Below are 17,739 nucleotides of genomic sequence, written 5' to 3'. Positions count from 1 at the left end.
CTCCCCGAAAGCCGGCACTGCCGCCGGAAACCACTCACAAGAAAGTTCCACCATGAATCGGAAATACCTGGCCGGCATCGCGGCCGCCAGCATCCTGACCCTCAGCCTCACCGCCTGCGGTGGAAGCAGGGGCGGCGGCGACGACGCCGCTGCGGAGGGCGGCTCCAACGAGGGCGCCAAGATCGGTGTGGCCATGCCCACGCAGCAGTCGGAGCGATGGATCGCCGACGGCGAGAACGTCAAGAGCCAGCTGGAGGACCTCGGCTACGAGGTCGACCTCCAGTACGCCAACGACGACATCCCCACCCAGGTCAGCCAGATCGAAAACATGATCAACGGCGGCGTGAAGGCCCTGGTCGTCGCCTCGATCGACGGCACCACGCTGACGAGCGTGCTGGACCAGGCGGAGGAGCAGGACATCCCCGTCATCGCCTACGACCGCCTCATCAACGGCTCCGACACCGTGGACTACTACACCACCTTCGACAACGAGGAGGTCGGCGTCCAGCAGGCCACCTCCCTCCTGACGGGCCTCGGGATCCTCGACGCCGAGGGCGCCGAGACCGGCGAGGAAGGGCCGTTCGACGTCGAGCTCTTCGCCGGCAGCCCGGACGACAACAACGCGACCTTCTTCTGGGACGGCGCCATGAAGACCCTCCAGCCCTACCTCGACAGCGGCGTGCTGCGCGTGCCCAGCGGCCAGACCGAGTTCGAGCAGGCCGCGATCCTCCGCTGGCTCCCCGACACCGCGCAGGACCGCATGGAGGATCTCCTCACGGTCGGTGGCGGTGAGCAGCTCGAGGGCGTCCTGTCGCCCTACGACGGCCTGTCCATCGGCATCATCTCGGCCCTGACCTCCGGCGGCTACTCCGCGGACGACCTCCCGGTCGTCACCGGCCAGGACGCCGAGGTCGGCTCCGTGAAGTCGATCATCGCCGACGAGCAGTACTCGACGATCTTCAAGGACGTCCGCGAGCTCGGCAAGCAGGCCGTCACCATGGTGGACGCCCTCATGAAGGGCGAGGAGCCCGAGGTCAACGACACCGAGACGTACGACAACGGCGAGAAGATCGTCCCGTCCTACCTGCTCGAGTCGCAGATCGTCACGGTCGACAACTACGAGGCCGCGCTCGTCGAGACCGGCTACTACACCGAGGACGAGCTCAAGTAGCCGTCCCGCAGCACCCATGATGCCTGTGGCTCCGGACCGACCCTGGTCCGGAGCCACAGGCGCTGTACCTCGCCCGGCCCCTGCCGGGACTTCCACTCAAGTAAGCGAGGCTCGACCATGGCGGAGAACATCCTCAGGATGCGCCGCATCACCAAGACCTTCCCTGGCGTGAAGGCACTGCAGGACGTCAACCTCGACGTCGCGCGCGGAGAAGTCCACGCGATCTGCGGGGAGAACGGGGCCGGCAAGTCGACCCTCATGAAGGTGCTGTCCGGGGTCTACCCCCACGGCACGTACGACGGCGACATCGAGTTCGAGGGCGGGGTCGTCGAATTCAAGGACATCCGCGACAGCGAACGCGACGGGATCGTCATCATCCACCAGGAACTGGCCCTGTCCCCGTTCCTCTCCGTCGCCGAGAACATCTTCCTCGGCAACGAGCGCGAGAAGCGCGGGTTCATCGACTGGAACGAGACCAACCTGGAGGCGGCCAAGCTCCTCCGCCGCGTGGGGCTCGACCTCAATCCCGTGGTCCGTGCCGGTGACATCGGCGTGGGGAAGCAGCAGCTCGTGGAGATCGCGAAGGCGCTGTCCAAGAACGTCAAGCTGCTGATCCTCGACGAGCCCACCGCAGCCCTGAACGACGAGGATTCCGCGCACCTCCTCGGGCTCGTGAAAGGACTCCGCAAGGAGGGCATCACGAGCATCATCATCAGCCACAAGCTCAACGAGATCAGGGCGATCGCGGACTCCGTGACGATCCTCCGTGACGGCCGCACCATCGAGACGCTGAGCCTGCACGACGGCTCCGTCACGGAGGAACGCATCATCAAGGGGATGGTCGGGCGTGACATGGCAAGCCGCTACCCCGACCGCACACCGGTGATCGGCGAGGAGGTGCTCCGCGTCGAGGACTGGACGGTGCACCACCCGCAGGAGTCCGCCCGCGTGGTCGTCGATGCGGCCAACCTCTCCGTGCGTGCCGGCGAGGTGGTCGGCATCGCCGGCCTCATGGGTGCAGGCCGCACCGAACTCGCCATGAGCATCTTCGGCCGCAGCTACGGCTCGAACATCACCGGGACGCTCTACAAGAACGGTGCTCCGATCACGGCGCGCACCGTCGGCGAGGCGATCCGGCACGGCATCGCGTACGCCACGGAGGACCGCAAGAAGTACGGCCTCAACCTGATCGACGACATCAAGCGCAACGTGTCCGGTGCCGCCCTCGGCAAGCTCGCGAAGCGCGGCTGGGTCGACAGCGGCCGTGAAGCCGTCGTCGCCGGCGACTACCGGCGGTCCATGAACATCAAGGCCCCGACGGTCACGGCCATCACCGGCAAGCTCTCGGGCGGGAACCAGCAGAAGGTGGTGCTCTCCAAGTGGATGTTCTCGGACCCCGACGTCCTGATCCTCGACGAGCCCACCCGCGGGATCGACGTCGGCGCCAAGTACGAGATCTACACGATCATCAACCGCCTCGCCGCCGAGGGGAAGGCCGTCATCGTGATCTCCTCCGAGCTGCCCGAGCTGCTCGGCATCTGCGACCGCATCTACACCCTCGCCGAAGGCCGCATCACCGCGGAAGTGCCCATCGGGCAGGCGACCCCCGAACTCCTCATGCAGTACATGACCAAGGAAAAGGACTGACTCCATGGCTACCACCGTCAAGGACCCCGCGGTGACCGCGCCGCCGCCTCCCGTGAAGCACGGGCTGGCCTTCCTCACGAGCCGGCTGCGGCAGATCGGCATCTTCGTCGCCCTCATCGTCATCGTCGCCCTGTTCCAGGTGCTGACCGGCGGCGCGCTGCTGATGCCGGACAACGTCTCGAACATCATCGTCCAGAACAGCTACATCCTGCTCCTGGCCATCGGCATGGTCATGATCATCGTCGCCGGGCACATCGACCTGTCCGTCGGATCGGTGGCGGCCTTCGTCGGTGCCATGTCCGGGATCATGGTGCAGGACTGGTCCTTCCCCTGGTGGCTGGCCTTCATCGTCTCCCTCGTCATCGGCGGACTCGTGGGCGCCTGGCAGGGTTTCTGGGTGGCCTACGTCGGTATCCCGGCCTTCATCGTGACCCTCGCGGGCATGCTCGTCTTCCGCGGGCTCACGCAGATCGTCCTCGAGAACCAGCGCATCACCGGGTTCCCCGAGGAGTACCGCCAGCTCGGTGGAGGCTTCCTGTTCCCCGGACTCTTCCCGGCGGAGACCAACATCCTCGACTGGACCACGGTGGGCCTCGGCGTGATCGCCGTCGTCCTGCTCGTGGTCAGCCAGCTCCGGGGGCGGGCCACGCGCGCCCGCCTCGCCCTCGAGGATGAGCCCGCGGCGTGGTTCTTCACCAAGCTGGCGTTCATCGCCGTCCTCATCCTGGGACTGACCTACCTGCTGGCCGGTTCCCGCAGCGGGACGCCGATCGTGCTGGTGGTGCTCGGGATCCTGATCGTCGCCTACAGCCTCGTCATGAGCAACAGCGTGTTCGGTCGCCACGTCTACGCCCGTGGTGGCAATCTCCAGGCGGCCCAGCTCTCCGGCGTCAACACCAAGCGCATCGACTTCATGCTCTTCGTGAACATGGGCGTGCTCGCGGCACTGGCGGGACTGATCTTCACCGGCCGGCTCAACTCCGCCGGCCCGGGTGCGGGCAACCTCTTCGAGCTCGACGCCATCGCGGCGGCGTTCATCGGCGGGGCGGCCGTGACGGGCGGGGTGGGAACGGTCATCGGTGCCATCACCGGCGGCCTCATCATGGGCGTGCTCAACAACGGCATGTCCCTGCTGGGCGTCGGCATCGACTACCAGCAGTTCATCAAGGGCATGGTGCTGCTGCTCGCCGTCGGCTTCGACGTCTTCAACAAGCGCCGCGCATCCAGCGCCCTGAAGTAGGCGGGAAGAAAAAACCGGAGAGGGCGTCCCGCCCGTCGATTACCAGTATGTAAGCGCCGCACCGAGGCTTATCCCCCAACGGGCCTCGGTGCGGCCTTTTCTTTGCCGCAGGCCTTCGAGGCCGGAGCCTGCGGGTGGGACAGAGCGGTTACGATGGTGTCGCCGCCCCGCCCGAACAAGGAATAGACCGTGGTCACACCGCTGCCTGAGGATGCGCTCACCCGCGCTCAAGCAGGCGAACCCGCGGCCTTCTCCCTCCTCTACCAGGCGCTCGGTCCGGCCGTGCTGGGCTACTTCGCGGGGCGCGGCTCCGAGGATCCGGAAGCCCTGACCCAGGAGGTGTTCCTCACCGTCTTCTCGAAACTCGACACCGTGGCAGGGGGGCTCGCCGGACTCCGGACCTTCACGTTCTCCGTCGCGCACGCCCGGTACGTGGACGAGGTGCGGAGGAGGACCCGGACACCCGTGGTCGTCGGCTACGAGGCGGACGGTGACACGCGGCTGACGGACTCCGCCGAGACCGTGGCCCTCGGGCAGCTCGACCTCGGAGGTGCGGGAAGCATGCTCGCCCAGCTCAACGACGAGCAGCGTGATGTGCTCCTGCTCCGCATCGTCGCCGAACTGCCGATCGACCAGGTGGCCGGGATCCTGGGGAGATCGGCGGGATCGGTCAAGCAGTTGCAGCGGCGGGGACTGCTCAAGCTGAAGGAACTCGTACACCCCAACGAATCGGACGCGCTATGACTGGTCATGACACCCCGTCGCCGGACCCCGTGCTGCCTCTCCTCCAGGAGTCCGGCATCCCCGAGGACCCGGCCCTCGTCCGCGCCGTCGGGATCGTCCGGGACCTCGCCGCGGGCCCCGCGCCCGATGCGTCCGCAGCCCTGGCACAGCTCATGGCCGACGGCGGCAAGGCAGGGCAGGGGCGGCGCCACAAGCGCCGCATCACCTTCATCGGCGGTGCACTCGCCGTCTCAATGGGAGTCGGGATGTCCGGCGTCGCCGCGGGCACGGTCCACTTCCCTCAGGGGATCGGTGACGCCGTCGAGTCGATCACCCGCTTCTCCATCCGCGACAGCGCTGATCGCGCCGAGCTCGGCCCTGCCCCGCTGGTCCAGGCCGGTGCCGGCAGGGCGCCGTCCGGTCCGGCCGGCGGCGCGCCCCTGACGCTTCCGGCCGCACCACCGCCGGCACCTGCCGCGGCCCCGGCCCCCGGTGGTCCTGCAGCCGGGCCGGGAGCGGGTGACGCCCTGCCCGGCGGAGCGCCCGCCCCACGCGACAGGGCTCCCGGTGCATCCCCCGGTGGTGCAGGAGCTCCGACGAGCGTGCCCGCCTCGGTGTCGGGTGCTGCTCCCGCCGCGGCGTCGGTTCCCGCCGTGCGGTCCGTCGTCGCCCCCTCGTCCCCGATGCCGACCGCGGCTGCGCCGACCGCCACCTCGCCGGGCAGTCCGACGACGGCGGGAGCGAACCGCGTACCCGCAACCCGGGCGCCCGTGCCCGCGCCCGCGCCCGGGACGACCACCGCGCCGGGCCGGCCACCGGGTGCCCACGGTCCCCGTCAGGAGCGCCCGGCGCCGGGTCCGGGCAAGGCCACGCCCGGCGTCCCGGCCGGTCCCCGGGACACGAACGCCGGCACGAAGGCTGTCCGCGAGCAGGCTCGGCGCATCGGCGATCCCGGGCTCCGGGGGTCCACCCACGCGGTCCATCCCGATGGTGCTCCGACGTCGCCGCACGCCGCGCCGACGCCCGGTCCGCAGCACCGCTTCCTGCTGATGGCGCCCGTCGAGCCATGGGACGCGCCGGTCCTGTCCGCCCCGCTGTGGGAGGAGGATCCGTGGCTGTACACGTTCGTCGCCGACCCGGGAATCGATGACGGGACCTGGTGGAGCCTCCCCGCGGACGCTCCGGTGCCGGTCGATCCTGCAGCTGCGCCGGAGGAAGCCCCGGTGCGCGACGGGACACTCCACCACGGTCCCGTCGACGCCCCGGTGCCTGGGGTGACTGCTGTGCCCGACGCTCAGGTCGATGCTTCAGCGGGCGTCGCCCCGGCCGGGAACACGGGCGGAGCGGTATCCGTCGACGGCGCGGCTCCCGGTCCGGTCGACCCTGCCGCGCCGGACGACGGATCAGCAGACGCAGCGATCACGGCGCCGGAGGCCGAGACCTCCGGGTCGGGTTCCGTGTCGACCTCCGACGGCGGCACGCTGACGGGACCTGCCATGGCGCCCAGCAGTGACGGCCCCGTGCCGGTACCGGCCGGCACCGGAGTGACGACCCCTGGTGTCCCGGGCGTCGTTTCCGCCGCGGACGATGCCGACGCGGACGATGCCGACGCGGGCGACGACGACGCGGACGATGGCGCCCCGGCCCACGCAGGCGACACCCCGACGGAGGACAGCGCTGCAGCGCCGGCCGGCTAGGACGTGATCTGCCGCTTCGAGGAGATTACTCCGGTGTTGAAGCCCGCAAGGTTGAGTCCGCCGTGGAAGCGCGCGTGCTCGATCTTGATGCAGCGGTCCATCACGACGTCCAGGCCCGCCGCCTCCGCGGAACGCGCCACGTCCTCGTGCCAGGAGCCGAGCTGCAGCCACAGCGTCTTCGCTCCGACGTCGAGGGTCTCCTCCAGCACGGACGGCAGGTCGTCGTGCTTCCGAAACACGTCGACCACGTCGGGGACCTCGGGGAGATCCTTGAGCGACGCATAGGCGGGCTGCCCGAGGATCCGGCCGGCCACCGGATTGACGAAGTACAGGCGGTAGGGCGAGGACGACTGCAGGTAGGTCGCCACGAAGTAGGACGCCCGCGACGGCTTGTCGGAGGCGCCGACGATCGCGACGGACCGGGCGCTCCGGAGCAGGGCGAGCCGCTCGGGCGCCGAGGGCCCCTCCCACGTGCGAGGTGCTGCTTCCGTGCCGCTCATGCTCCCACTCCCACTGCGCGCGTCGCCGACGCGTCGTCGTCGTTCCCGCCCGCCGCTTCCTGCGGGAGGTCGTCGAAGGCCTCGTCCGTCGCATCGACCGCGAGGGCGAGTGCCTGGTCGATGTCCCACAGGATGTCGGCCAGGTCCTCCAGACCCACGGAGATGCGGACGAGGTCCTCGGGAACGCCCGCCGCGACCAGCTGTTCGGTGGAGAGCTGCTGGTGCGTCGTCGAGCCCGGGTGGATCACGAGCGTCCGGGAGTCGCCGACGTTCGCGAGGTGCGAGGCGAGCTGCAGCGACTCGATGAACTTCTGGCCCGCTTTCCGCCCGCCCCGGATGCCGAAGCTGAACACGGACCCCGGCCCCTGCGGGAGGTAGGTCCTCGCGCGGTCATGGTGCGGGTGGGTGGGCAGGCCTGCGTAGTTGACGTACTCCACGCGGGGATCGGCCTGGAGCCACTGCGCCACGGCGAGGGCGTTCTCGAGGTGCTCGTCGAGGCGCTGGGCGAGCGTCTCGACGCCCTGCAGGAGCTGGAAGGCCGACGTCGGCGAGAGGGACGGGCCGATGTCGCGGAGCTGCTCGGTGCGGAGCTTGGTGAGGAACCCGTACTCACCGAAGTTCGCCCACCACTGGATGTTGCCGTAGGAGGGCACCGGCTCGGTCATCATGGGGAACTTGCCGTTGCCCCAGTCGAACCGGCCGCTCTCGACGATCACGCCGCCGAGGGTGGTGCCGTGGCCGCCGATGAACTTGGTGGCCGAGTGGATGACGATGTCGGCGCCGTGCTCGATGGGCCGCACGAGGTAGGGGGTGCTCAGTGTGGAGTCGACGATGAAGGGGATGCCGGCGTCGTGCGCCACCTTCGCGAGTCCCGCGAGGTCGGAGATCTCACCGGACGGGTTCGCGATCACCTCGGCGTAGACGGCCTTCGTGTTCTCGCGGATGGCCGCTGCGTAGTCCGCCGGGTCGGTCCCCGGCACGAAGGTGGTCTCGATGCCGAAGCGGCGCAGCGTGACGTCGAGCTGGGTCACGGTCCCGCCGTACAACTGGGAGGCGGCGACGATGTGATCGCCCGCCTGGCACAGGGCCGCGAAGGTGATGAACTCGGCACTCATGCCCGACGCCGTCGCCACTGCGCCGATCCCGCCCTCGAGGGAGGCGATGCGCTCCTCGAAGGCCGCGACGGTGGGGTTGCCGATGCGCGAGTAGATGTTGCCGTACTTCTGCAGCGCGAAGAGGTTCGCGGCGTCGTTCGTGTCCTTGAACACGAAGGACGTGGTCTGGTAGATCGGGACGGCCCGCGCGCCGTGCGTCGCGTCGGGGGTTCCGCCGGCGTGGAGCGCACGCGTGCGGAAACCGAAGGAACGTTCTGCCATCAGACACCTGCCTTACTGGGATGGGTTCCGGTGAGGGTCTCGTCCGGATCGAAGTCGACGCCGGCCCTGCGGGCCGCATCCGCCTCGAGCTCGCGCACGATCGGGAGGATGTCCGTCCCGAAGGCGGCGACCTCCTCCTGGAAGTGCAGGTAGCAGGTCAGGAAGAGGTTGACGCCGATCTTCTTGTACTCGACGATCCGCTCGGCGATCTGCTCCGGAGTGCCGATCAGCTGCGTCCGGAAGCCGTCGTTGTACTGGATGAGGTCCTCGAAGGAGGAATCGGCCCACATGCCCTTGCCGTCCTTCGTGGAGGCGCCCGCTTCCTGCACGGCGTCGCGGAAGCCCTCGACCGCGGGACGGTGGGCCTTGGCCACGATCTCACGGAGCGTGTCACGCGCCTCCTTCTCGGAGTCGCGGGCGATGACGAAGCCGTTCAGCCCGTACCGGGGACGGCGCCCGGCGGCGGTGGCCGAGGCCTGCACCCCGGCGATGTTCTCCCTGAACCCGTCGAGGTCCTTCCCGTTCGAGAAGTACCAGTCGGCGACCCGGCCGGCAGTGGCCTGCGCCGCCGTCGAATTGCCGCCGAAGAAGACTTCCGGGTGCGGGCGGCCGGGGACGTCGACGGGCGGGGGGCTCAGTGTGAAGTCCGTGATGTCGTAGTACTTCCCCGACTGGCTGTAGCCCTGTTCGGTCCACAGGCCCCTGAGCACGCGGATGAACTCCTCCGTGCGGACATAGCGCTCGTCGTGCTCGAGCCACTCGAGGCCGAAGTTCACGAACTCGGCCTTCAGCCAGCCGGAGACGATGTTCACGGCCGCGCGGCCGTTCGAGATGTGGTCGGCCGTGATGATGAACTTGGCCAGCACGCCCGGGTGCCACATCCCGGGGTGGACGGCGGCGATCACCTTGAGTCTCTCGGTCGCGGCGAGGAGGGCGAGCGAGAAGCTCGTGGCCTCGTGCTGCTTGTCCGCGCCGTAGGAGGCGGCGTACCGCGTCTGTGACAGGGCGTACTCGAAACCGGCGTCCTCCGCGATCCGGGCGAGCTTGCGGTTGTAGTCGAAGTCCCAGCTGGTGCGCTGCTCGATGGTCGAGACCACGAGACCACCACTGACGTTGGGGACCCAGTAGGCGAACTTCAGGGGAGTGGACAGGTCGGCGACGCTCATGACTTCCTCCATCGTTCTGGCAGTAGCACCCTACTGTCCCCGTGGTGCACGGGGGCCAGGGTTGCCGCGGCGTCAATGAGCCAGATCTCTCGGCCGCTCGGGATGGTCAAGCACGAGTGTGACATCGGGGTCGCGACAATCCAAACAATGTGTCGCTCTGCGTGGTGCCGGATGTCAGGGCGGAGTCCTGGTCCGTACGCCTAGGGTTGGTGCATGGATCACGGCGGAACCGAGGAGTGGAGGGCTGCTACGCGCGAGCAGGAGCGCCTCCTGTGGAACACCCTGTGCTGGGTCGGTGCCGTCCTCACGCTCGTCCTGGCCGGCAGCATCGTGGCGGCATCGAGTATCGGCGGGACATCCGTCGGAGTGTGGTTCTTCGTGCAGCAGTGCGGCCTGCTGATCCTCAGCGCGACGGGGACCGTGCTCGCCTTCCGCCGGTGGCGTTCCGCGGGATCGCGCCGGGAGTGCGCGCTGCAGGGCGATCGGTGACCGGCGGGAAGGGCAGGATACGCCCCGTTACAGAAATGTGACAAACGCCCGGAGCGCTGGGTACTCTCGGTCGGTGCTCCCGTCCACGTGGGGCGCTCCCGCACGGATTGCCGAGCCCTGCCGCCGATCGGGATACGTCCGCATACACCGAAGGCAGGGACGGGGGAACCATCAGTTCCACCGGACGCGCAGGATCCCTGCACGCGTCCTCGGGGTTAAGTCGCACCGCACCGCCCACCGGCGGTGCCCGCGGCCGGGTGACTCCCATCCGAACCCGACAGCTCACCCCGCAGGCATGGGAGAGGTATAGAACCATGTCACGAATCACTTCACCGGCACGCCACCGCGCGGACGTCGACGGAAACCTCGCGCTGCAGGGCCTGTCCCGCGCCGCGAAGAGCGGAGCCACCGCCGTGGGCCGCCCGGTCGCCATCGTCGCCGTGACGTCGGGCCTCGCCCTCAGCGCCGTCGGCACCGCACACGCCGGCACCTACACCGCCGAGGGCACGACGGCTCCGACCGCCGCGGTCGCCCCCGCTGCCGCAGCAAGCGCCGCGGGCACCGCTTACACCGTCGCCGCCGGCGACACCCTGGGTGCCATCTCGGCCCGCTACGGCGTCGAGCTCACCACGGTCCTGACCGCCAACGGCCTCTCGCTCGCATCGGTCATCTTCCCCGGACAGACGATCGTCATCCCCGCCGCCGGTGCTGCTGTCGCGGCGCCGGCCCAGACGGTGTCCGCCCCGGTCGCCGCAGCACCAGCTGCTCCTGCCGTCCAGCAGGCCGCCGCAATCGCTCCGGCTCCGGCCGTGTCCACGGAAGCCGGATCGGGTGTCTACCTGGCCTCGGCAGCGATCACCCCGGTCGCCGCCGAGACCGCTCCCTCGGGCAACGCCGCGGGCGCCATCCTCGGCTCCGCCCGGGCGCAGCTCGCTGCCGGTGCCGTGCAGGACTGCACAGTGCTGGTCGAGAAGGCCCTGCGCGCGGCAGGTATTTCCGTCGGAGACCTCGGCCCCTCGCAGTTCTTCCAGTTCGGCGCCCAGGTGTCCACCCCCGCTCCCGGTGACCTCGTCATCACGGGCGGCCACGTGGCCGTCTACGTCGGCGGTGGCCAGGTCATCAGCAGCGGCATGAACGGCATCAACGCCACCATGCAGCACCCTCTCTCGGATCTTCCGGGAGCATCCTTCGTCCGGGTGGGCTAATACCGGACGGACCACGCACGGGAGACGGCAGGCGCTTGGACGGGGCGCCTGCCGTCTCCTTCGTTTAACCGCGGGGCAGACCTGCCGGAGTAGCGCCTCGGACGCTGAGGCGGAGGACGTCCTGGATCCCGGGGATGCACCCCTCGTTCTGCAGGGATGTCGTGTCCCCCAGCTCCGTGCCCTCGAAGAGCTGCGTGAGCAGGCGCCGCATGATCTTGCCGGAGCGCGTCTTCGGCACGTCCTCGACGACCACGACGGCCGAGGGGCGTGCGATCGGGCCGATCGCCTCGGCGACCTGGGCCCGCAGCGTCCCGGAGACGTCGATCGACGGATCGGTACCGGTGGCCAGCACCACGAAGGCCGCGATGGCATGGCCCGTCACCGGATGGGCGATCGGGCACACGCCCGCCTCGACGACGAGCGGGTGGGCGACGAGGGCCGACTCGATCTCGATCGTCGACAGCCGGTGACCGGACACGTTGATCACGTCGTCCACGCGCCCGAGGATCCAGGTGTCGCCGTCGTCGTCGTACCGCGCGCCGTCGCCGGCGAGGAACCAGCCCTCGGCAGCGAACATCCGCCAGTAGGAGTCGAGGTAGCGCTGGGGATCGCCCCAGACGGTCCGGGCCATCGCGGGGCCGTGACGGTCGACGACGATCAGGCCCTGCTCGCCCGCCGGCACCGCCGCGCCGTGCCGGTCGACGATCCGCGTGGAGACCCCCGGCAGGGCCCGCGCCGCGCAGCCCGGCTTGAACGAGGAGTCCGTGGGGCTGGGGGAGAGGATCGTGGCGCCGGTCTCGGACTGCCACCACGTGTCGACGACGGGGAGCTCGTCGCGGCCGAGGTTCCGGCGGAACCAGCGCCAGGCTTCGGGGTTCACGGCCTCGCCGACCGTCCCGAGGACGCGGAGGCTCGAGAGGTCCCAGGTGGACGGGACACCGTCCGGGAACCAGCCCATGAGGGAACGGACCAGGGTGGGCGCCGTGTAGTAGCTCGTCACGCCGTAGCGTTCGATGATCTCGAAGTGGCGGCCGGGGTGGGGCGTGTCGGGTGTGCCTTCGAAGATCACCTGCGTGGCGCCGTTGGAGAGCGGACCGTAGATCTCGTAGGTGTGTGCCGTCACCCAGGCGAGATCGGCGGTGCACCAGTGCACGTCGTCGTCGCGCTGCGCCGGATCGGGGTGGCTGAACAGGTGCTCGAAGCTCCACGACGCCTGCGTGAGGTAACCGCCCGCGGTGTGGACCAGACCCTTCGGCCTGCCCGTGGTCCCCGAGGTGTACATGATGAACAGGGGCGTCTCGGCGTCGAACGCCTCCGGCTCATGGTCGCTGGGCGCGGCGTCGACGGCGTCGTGCCACCAGACGTCGCGGCCGTCCGTCCACGGGACGTCCGAGCCGGTGCGCCGGATCACGAGGACGTGCTCGATGCTGCTGCTGCCCGCCACGGCGGCGTCCGCGTTCGCCTTGACCGGCACGGCCGTTCCGCGGCGGTACTGGCCGTCCGTGGTGACGAGGAGTCTGGCTCCGGTGTCCTCCACGCGGAAGCGCAGCGCCTCGGCGGAGAACCCGCCGAAGACGAGCGAGTGGACCGCGCCGATCCGCGCGCACGCGAGGGTGATGACGACGGTCTCGACGAGGACCGGGAGATACACGACCACGCGGTCGCCCTTCCCGATCCCGAGGGCGAGCAGCGCATTCGCCGCACGGCACACCTCGTCCTGCAGGTCCGCGTAGGTCACCGTCCGGCGGTCACCGGGTTCACCCTCGAAGTGCAGGGCCACGCGGTCCCCGCGACCGGCACGGACATGCCGGTCCACGCAGTTGACGGCGACGTTCAGGGTTCCGCCGGCGAACCATTCGATGACGGGGACGCTCAGCGTCCCGTCCGCCCGGGGCTCTGCCTTCGCGAAGGAGTGCAGTGTGTCCCAGGGTCCGGTCCATTCGAGCCGGGCCGCCTGCTCGGCCCAGAAGGCCAGGCGCGCCGCCTCGTCCTGCGCGGGTGCCGCGGCGTGCGTCGTCGTGCCTAGGCCCACCGGCGCACCGCCCAGCGCTCGGCGATCCCGAGCAGGGCGTCCGTGGTCTTGCCGATGATCGCCAGCAGGATGATGGCGAGGAGGATGCGGTCCACGCGCCCGTTCTGCTGGGAGTCGACGAGCAGGAACCCGAGCCCCATCGACGAGGCGATGAGCTCCGCCGCGACGAGGAACAGCCACGACTGGGCGAGCGCCAGCCGCAGGCCGGAGAACAGGGCGGGCACGACGGCGGGGAGCTGCACCGTGGTCAGCAGGCGCAGGCCGTTGACCCCGAAGGCCCGGGCCGCCTCGACGAGGTTCCGGTCCACGTGGCGCAGTCCGAGGTAGAGCGTCGTGAAGACGGGGAAGAAGGCGCCGATGGTGATCAGGGTGACCTTCGAGTCCTCGTTGATGCCGATCCACAGGACCAGGAGCGGCACCCAGGCCAGCGACGGGACGGCGCGCAGGGCGCCGACCGTCGGGGTGAGCAGGATGTCCGCGACGCGGGAGAGGCCGAGGACCGCGCCAGCCACCACGCCGAGCACGGACCCGATCAGGAAGCCGAGGACCACGCGCTGGGTGGAGATGAGGATGTGCGTGGCGAGCTGGCCGCGGTCCACGAGGTCGACGGCGGCCGCGAGGACCGAGGCGGGGGAGGGCAGCTGCGACGGCTTGAAGAAGCCCGACGCCGTGCTGAGGTGCCAGCCGAGCAGCAGGAGGGCGGGGACAATCAGGCCGAGGAGGATGATGCCGATGCGGCGTCCCGTGCTGCGCCGGGCACCGCTGCCGGACCCTGCCGGGACATCGCCCCGGCCGACGGCGTCCTCGGCTGTGACGGGAGAGCCGATGGCCGCCAACCCGGCCCGGCTGATCGGGACGGCCCGCTGCCCCACCTCGGAGCTCATGAGCCGGCGCCGATCGAGGCGGGATCGGCCTTCTCGACCAGCGAGGGATCGAGGAGGGACCCGAGGGCCTCGTCGATCTGCTCCTGCGACTGGACGTCGCCGGTCTCGACGAACACGGGGCCGATCTTCTCGAGCACGGCGCGCTGCGCGTCACCCGGGGCCGGGTCGACGTCGAGGTTGGTGCGCTCGATGATGACGGAGTTCGCGACCGCCGGGTCGATGGCAGCGACCTCCGCGAGGATGGCTGCCGTCTCCTCGGGGTTCTCCTTGGCCCACTCCCGCGCCTTCTCGTAGGCGTTCACCACGGTCTGGGCGACGTCGGGCTTCTCCGCGAGGAAGTCCTCCGTCGCGTTGAGGAACCCGTAGCTGTTGAAGTCGATGTCGCGGAAGAACAGCTGCGCGCCGTCCTGCTCCGCCGCGGCCATGATCGGATCGAGGCCGGCCCACGCGTCGACGGCGCCGCTCGCGAGTGCCGCGCGGCCGTCCGCGTGCTGCAGGTTCTCGATGGTCACCTCGGACTGGTCCACGCCCGCCGCCTCGAGCGCCTGCAGGAGGAAGAAGTAGGGGTCGGTACCCCTGGTCGCAGCGATGGACCTGCCGCGCAGGTCCTCCACGCTCGTGATGCCCGAGTCCGGCAGCGTCACCAGGGCGGACCACTCGGGCTGCGAGTAGATGTCGATGGCCTTGATGGGGGACCCGTTGGACCGGGCGAGGAGCGCTGCCGATCCCGCCGTGGAGCCGACGTCGATCGCTCCGGCGCGCAGGGCCTCGTTCGCCTTGTTGGAGCCCGCGGACTGCACCCAGGTGACGGTGATGTCCTGGTCGGCGAGTTCCTCCTCGAGCCAGCCCTGCTCCTTGATGATGAGGCTCAGGGGGTTGTACGTGGCGAAGTCGATGTTCAGGGTGCCGCCCTGCGTGCCGCCGTCCGCTGCGGCAGGGGCGGTATCGGAGGCGTTCTCACCTGCGAGGCACCCGCTCAGGCTGAGCGAGAGCGCGGAGGCGAGGGCGAGGGTGGGCAGGAGGGCGCGGCGGTTCATGGTGGTCCTTCATCGAAAGGGAGGTGCGGAAAGGGAGCGAGGGCGCCCGGGAAGTCCCCGGCGGGCAGTGCGGCGGAGGGCGGGCTAGTGCCCGGTGACGCCGAGCAGGGAGAGCAGCGAGCTGCGGAGCGCGCCGAGATCCGCGGAGTTGCGGTCCCGTGGCCGGGCGCCCGGGACGGTGACGAGCTCCGTGATCGTGGAGCCCTCGCGTGCGTCGTCGTGGCCGTCGTCGTCGCGCCCGAGGACCAGGATGCGGTCCGCGAGCTGGAGGGCCTCGTCGACGTCGTGCGTCACGAGCAGCACCGTGGTGGGCTGCGCGCTGTGGACGTCGAGGAGGAGGTCCTGCATCCGGAGGCGCGTCAGCGCGTCGAGTGCCCCGAACGGTTCGTCCAGCAGCAGGACGCCGGGATTGCGGGCGAGGGCCCGTGCCAGGGAGGTGCGCTGCGCCATGCCGCCGGAGACTTCCCGCGGACGGTGCTTCGCGAAGGCGTCGAGGCCCACGAGCTTCAGCAGTTCGAGGACCTTCGCCTTTCCCGCGCTGGCACTCGAGGACTTGGGCAGTCCGATCGCCACGTTGGCCTGCAGCGTGTGCCAGGGCAGCAGGCGCGGTTCCTGGAAGGCCACGGCGCAGCGTTCGTCGATCCCGGAGACGGGCGTGCCGTCGATCAGGACCTCACCGCTGTCCGGCACGTCGAGTCCCGCGGCTGCCCGCAGGAGCGTGGACTTGCCGCAGCCGCTCGTGCCGAGGATGGCCAGGATCTCGCCCGGCTCCACCTCCACCGACACGTCCCGAAGGACCGCGCGGCGGCTGCCTGCGGCGCCGAAACTCCGACCCAGGCCGGAGAAGTGCACGCCGAGGGCCTGCTTGGAGGTGGTGCGGGTGGTGCCGGGTGCCAGAACTGCAGTCATGGTGTCTCCATCGGTCCTGGCGGTAGCACCCTACGGACCGGGCCTTCGCCACCGCGGAGCGGTGGTTCCCAGGGCTCGGACCTCGCTATCGCCGCGCGTCCGGGGGATGCACGACGACCAGGGTTGCTGCGGCTTCACTGATCCAGGTCTCTCGGCCGCTCGGGATGGTCACTCCCATGAAACGCCCGCTGCACGGCAGGAGCAAAATAGGGCATGTAACAAAGGCTGTAACAATCCCCGCGCGGGCTCGACGCATCGGAAAGAGGCACATGGCACACTGGAACGATCCAGCCGTGATCGGCAGGCTCCTGGGCGAGCACGGGCGGTGGGCCGTCGTCGGGCTGTCGAACAATCCGCGGAGGGCCGCCGTCGGGGTGTCGAGGTTCCTGATGGACAGGCTCGGGATGGAGGTGGTCCCGGTGAGCCTCAAGGGCGACGACGTCCACGGGCAGAAGGGCTACACGCGCCTCGCGGACGTCCCGGGAAGCATCGATGTCGTCGACTGCTTCGTGAACTCGAGCCGGGTCGGCGCCGTCGTCGATCAGGCGATCGCCGTGGGGGCGCGTGCGGTGTGGCTGCAGCTGGGGGTCATCGACGAGGACGCCGCCCGTCGGGCCGCGGACGCCGGGCTCGAGGTCGTCATGGACACCTGCCCCGTCATGGAGGCCCCCGCCCTGGGGCTGTAGCGCCCCTGACTCACATGCGCTGGTACTTCGAGCGCACCACCATGAACACGCCGTAGGCCATGAGCCCGAGTGCGACGGCGCCGAGCAGCCACGTCCCGAAGGGCTGGTCCCGCAGGGACTTCAGTGCGCCGTCCAACCCGGTGGACTGCTCCGGGTTGTTCGTGACCGTGGCGACGAGGATCAGCACGCCGAGGACCCCGAGCGCGAAACCCTTCGCCACATAGCCCACGGTGCCGAGCGCTGTGACCGCGGTGCCGATCCCTCCGGTGGGCAGGCCGGAGAGCTTCCTGCGGAAACGGCGCGTCGCCCCGCTGTAGATGAAATAGCCGCCGACGACGAGGACACCGACACCGACCGCGAAGAGGAGTGCCACGCCGGCCGGCTGCGCCATGAGGGTCGCACTGAGTGAACTGCTGGAGCTGCTGCTGTCGCTCGACCCGCCCAGCGCGAACTGCCCGAAGGTCGCACCGATGACCGCGTACACCACGGCCTGGCCACCGTTCTTCGCGCGGGCCGTCAGCTTCTCCTTCCCGCTGAGCGCGCGGACACCGAAGAAGATCTCGCTCAGGAAGAAGAGGGCGAGCGCGATGCAGCCCAGGAAGCAGAACCACAGCAGTGCGGTGCCCCCGGGACTGCCGGCGAGCTGGCCGATGGCTCCGCTCTGGTCGGCGCTCCCCGATCCGCCCGCCGCGAGTCCCAGCGCGATCACGCCGATGACGACGTGCAGGATCCCCGCAGCGACGTAGCCGGCGCGGGCCGCGAGTTCGAAGCCCTTCGAGTCGGCTGCTTCCTCCGCGGCGTCCGAGGCCCGGTCCATCGCGTCACCGTTCCCGCCCCCCGCGCTCCTGCCCGACGTCGTCCCTGATGCCATGGTGGTCCCGCCTTCCTGGTGGCGCGGCGGGGGATGTCTCGGATGAGTCCCGCCGGTCCGGACCTCATCCTGCCACTGCTTCCCCGGGATGGGGAGCCACGGCGGG

General features: G+C 69.9%; 16 protein-coding genes and 2 riboswitches. Of the genes, 8 read left to right on the top strand and 8 right to left on the bottom strand.

All coding sequences use genetic code 11. The features are described 5' to 3' along the window. Positions 1–52 precede the first annotated feature (52 nt). The 5 genes from chvE (at position 53) to ASF21_RS00680 (ending at position 6,478) form a co-directional block, all read left to right on the top strand. Positions 53–1,171 carry a multiple monosaccharide ABC transporter substrate-binding protein gene (gene chvE / locus ASF21_RS00700; protein WP_055765439.1) on the top strand — a complete coding sequence of 373 codons (1,119 nt, stop codon included), beginning with the start codon at positions 53–55 and terminating at the stop codon, positions 1,169–1,171. A 117-nt stretch (positions 1,172–1,288) separates the two neighbouring features. Further along, entirely contained in the window at positions 1,289–2,818 is a 1,530-nt protein-coding gene (mmsA, locus tag ASF21_RS00695) for a multiple monosaccharide ABC transporter ATP-binding protein (RefSeq protein ID WP_055765436.1), read from the top strand. Between the two features lie 4 nt (positions 2,819–2,822). Then, positions 2,823–4,058, top strand: a complete 1,236-nt coding sequence (gene mmsB, locus ASF21_RS00690) for a multiple monosaccharide ABC transporter permease (protein WP_082471137.1) — start codon at positions 2,823–2,825, stop codon at positions 4,056–4,058. Between the two features lie 189 nt (positions 4,059–4,247). After that, positions 4,248–4,802 carry an RNA polymerase sigma factor gene (locus ASF21_RS00685; protein ID WP_082471136.1) on the top strand — a complete coding sequence of 185 codons (555 nt, stop codon included), beginning with the start codon at positions 4,248–4,250 and terminating at the stop codon, positions 4,800–4,802. After that, positions 4,799–6,478, top strand: coding sequence for a hypothetical protein (locus tag ASF21_RS00680; RefSeq protein ID WP_055765435.1), 1,680 nt, complete (start codon positions 4,799–4,801; stop codon positions 6,476–6,478). Before ASF21_RS00685 ends, ASF21_RS00680 begins: the two co-directional genes overlap by 4 nt. Here the strand turns inward: ASF21_RS00680 and ASF21_RS00675 are convergent. Genes ASF21_RS00675 through sfnG form a run of 3 tightly spaced genes read right to left on the bottom strand, consistent with a single transcriptional unit; the run spans position 6,475 to position 9,520 of the window. Then, entirely contained in the window at positions 6,475–6,978 is a 504-nt protein-coding gene (locus tag ASF21_RS00675; protein WP_055765432.1) for a CoA-binding protein, read from the bottom strand. The genes ASF21_RS00680 and ASF21_RS00675 overlap by 4 nt on opposite strands. Continuing rightward, entirely contained in the window at positions 6,975–8,354 is a 1,380-nt protein-coding gene (locus ASF21_RS00670; RefSeq protein ID WP_055765429.1) for an O-acetylhomoserine aminocarboxypropyltransferase/cysteine synthase family protein, read from the bottom strand. The genes ASF21_RS00675 and ASF21_RS00670 overlap by 4 nt, the downstream gene beginning before the upstream one ends. Further along, on the bottom strand, positions 8,354–9,520 hold the full coding sequence (sfnG, locus tag ASF21_RS00665) for a dimethylsulfone monooxygenase SfnG (protein WP_414826590.1): 1,167 nt from the start codon (positions 9,518–9,520) through the stop codon (positions 8,354–8,356). The genes ASF21_RS00670 and sfnG overlap by 1 nt, the downstream gene beginning before the upstream one ends. A 5-nt stretch (positions 9,521–9,525) precedes the next feature. After that, positions 9,526–9,629, bottom strand: a riboswitch (SAM riboswitch). Between the two features lie 104 nt (positions 9,630–9,733). On the opposite strand from sfnG, the gene ASF21_RS00660 reads away from it, so the two are divergent. Next, a complete protein-coding gene (locus tag ASF21_RS00660; RefSeq protein WP_055765424.1) occupies positions 9,734–10,009 on the top strand; it encodes a hypothetical protein in 276 nt (91 codons plus the stop codon). 135 nt (positions 10,010–10,144) lie between these two features. Continuing rightward, a riboswitch (cyclic di-AMP (ydaO/yuaA leader) is annotated at positions 10,145–10,318 on the top strand. A 5-nt stretch (positions 10,319–10,323) separates the two neighbouring features. Further along, on the top strand, positions 10,324–11,214 hold the full coding sequence (locus ASF21_RS00655) for a LysM peptidoglycan-binding domain-containing protein (protein WP_055765421.1): 891 nt from the start codon (positions 10,324–10,326) through the stop codon (positions 11,212–11,214). A 64-nt stretch (positions 11,215–11,278) separates the two neighbouring features. Here the strand turns inward: ASF21_RS00655 and acs are convergent, their stop codons facing one another. From acs to ASF21_RS00635, 4 genes are all read right to left on the bottom strand, one after another. Beyond that, complete coding sequence (gene acs / locus ASF21_RS00650) at positions 11,279–13,246, bottom strand: acetate--CoA ligase (protein WP_055765417.1); 1,968 nt, start codon at positions 13,244–13,246, stop codon at positions 11,279–11,281. Next, positions 13,237–14,130 (bottom strand): ABC transporter permease, encoded by an 894-nt coding sequence (locus tag ASF21_RS00645; RefSeq protein WP_082471135.1) that lies wholly within the window; start codon positions 14,128–14,130, stop codon positions 13,237–13,239. The genes acs and ASF21_RS00645 overlap by 10 nt, the downstream gene beginning before the upstream one ends. Beyond that, the gene (locus ASF21_RS00640; protein WP_055765414.1) at positions 14,127–15,167 is read right to left on the bottom strand and encodes an aliphatic sulfonate ABC transporter substrate-binding protein; all 1,041 of its coding nucleotides are present in this window, start codon (positions 15,165–15,167) and stop codon (positions 14,127–14,129) included. The genes ASF21_RS00645 and ASF21_RS00640 overlap by 4 nt, the downstream gene beginning before the upstream one ends. Positions 15,168–15,251: 84 nt before the next feature. Beyond that, positions 15,252–16,076, bottom strand: a complete 825-nt coding sequence (locus ASF21_RS00635) for an ABC transporter ATP-binding protein (protein WP_055765411.1) — start codon at positions 16,074–16,076, stop codon at positions 15,252–15,254. A gap of 269 nt (positions 16,077–16,345) precedes the next feature. Between ASF21_RS00635 and ASF21_RS00630 the strand changes: the two genes are divergently transcribed. Beyond that, complete coding sequence (locus ASF21_RS00630) at positions 16,346–16,762, top strand: CoA-binding protein (protein WP_055765408.1); 417 nt, start codon at positions 16,346–16,348, stop codon at positions 16,760–16,762. 10 nt (positions 16,763–16,772) lie between these two features. Here the strand turns inward: ASF21_RS00630 and ASF21_RS00625 are convergent, their stop codons facing one another. Beyond that, positions 16,773–17,633, bottom strand: coding sequence for a DUF1206 domain-containing protein (locus tag ASF21_RS00625; RefSeq protein ID WP_082471134.1), 861 nt, complete (start codon positions 17,631–17,633; stop codon positions 16,773–16,775). Positions 17,634–17,739 lie beyond the last annotated feature (106 nt).

The sequence above is a fragment of the Arthrobacter sp. Leaf234 genome (assembly GCF_001422665.1).
GTDB lineage: Bacteria > Actinomycetota > Actinomycetes > Actinomycetales > Micrococcaceae > Arthrobacter_D.
This window is presented reverse-complemented; position numbering and strand designations above follow the sequence as displayed.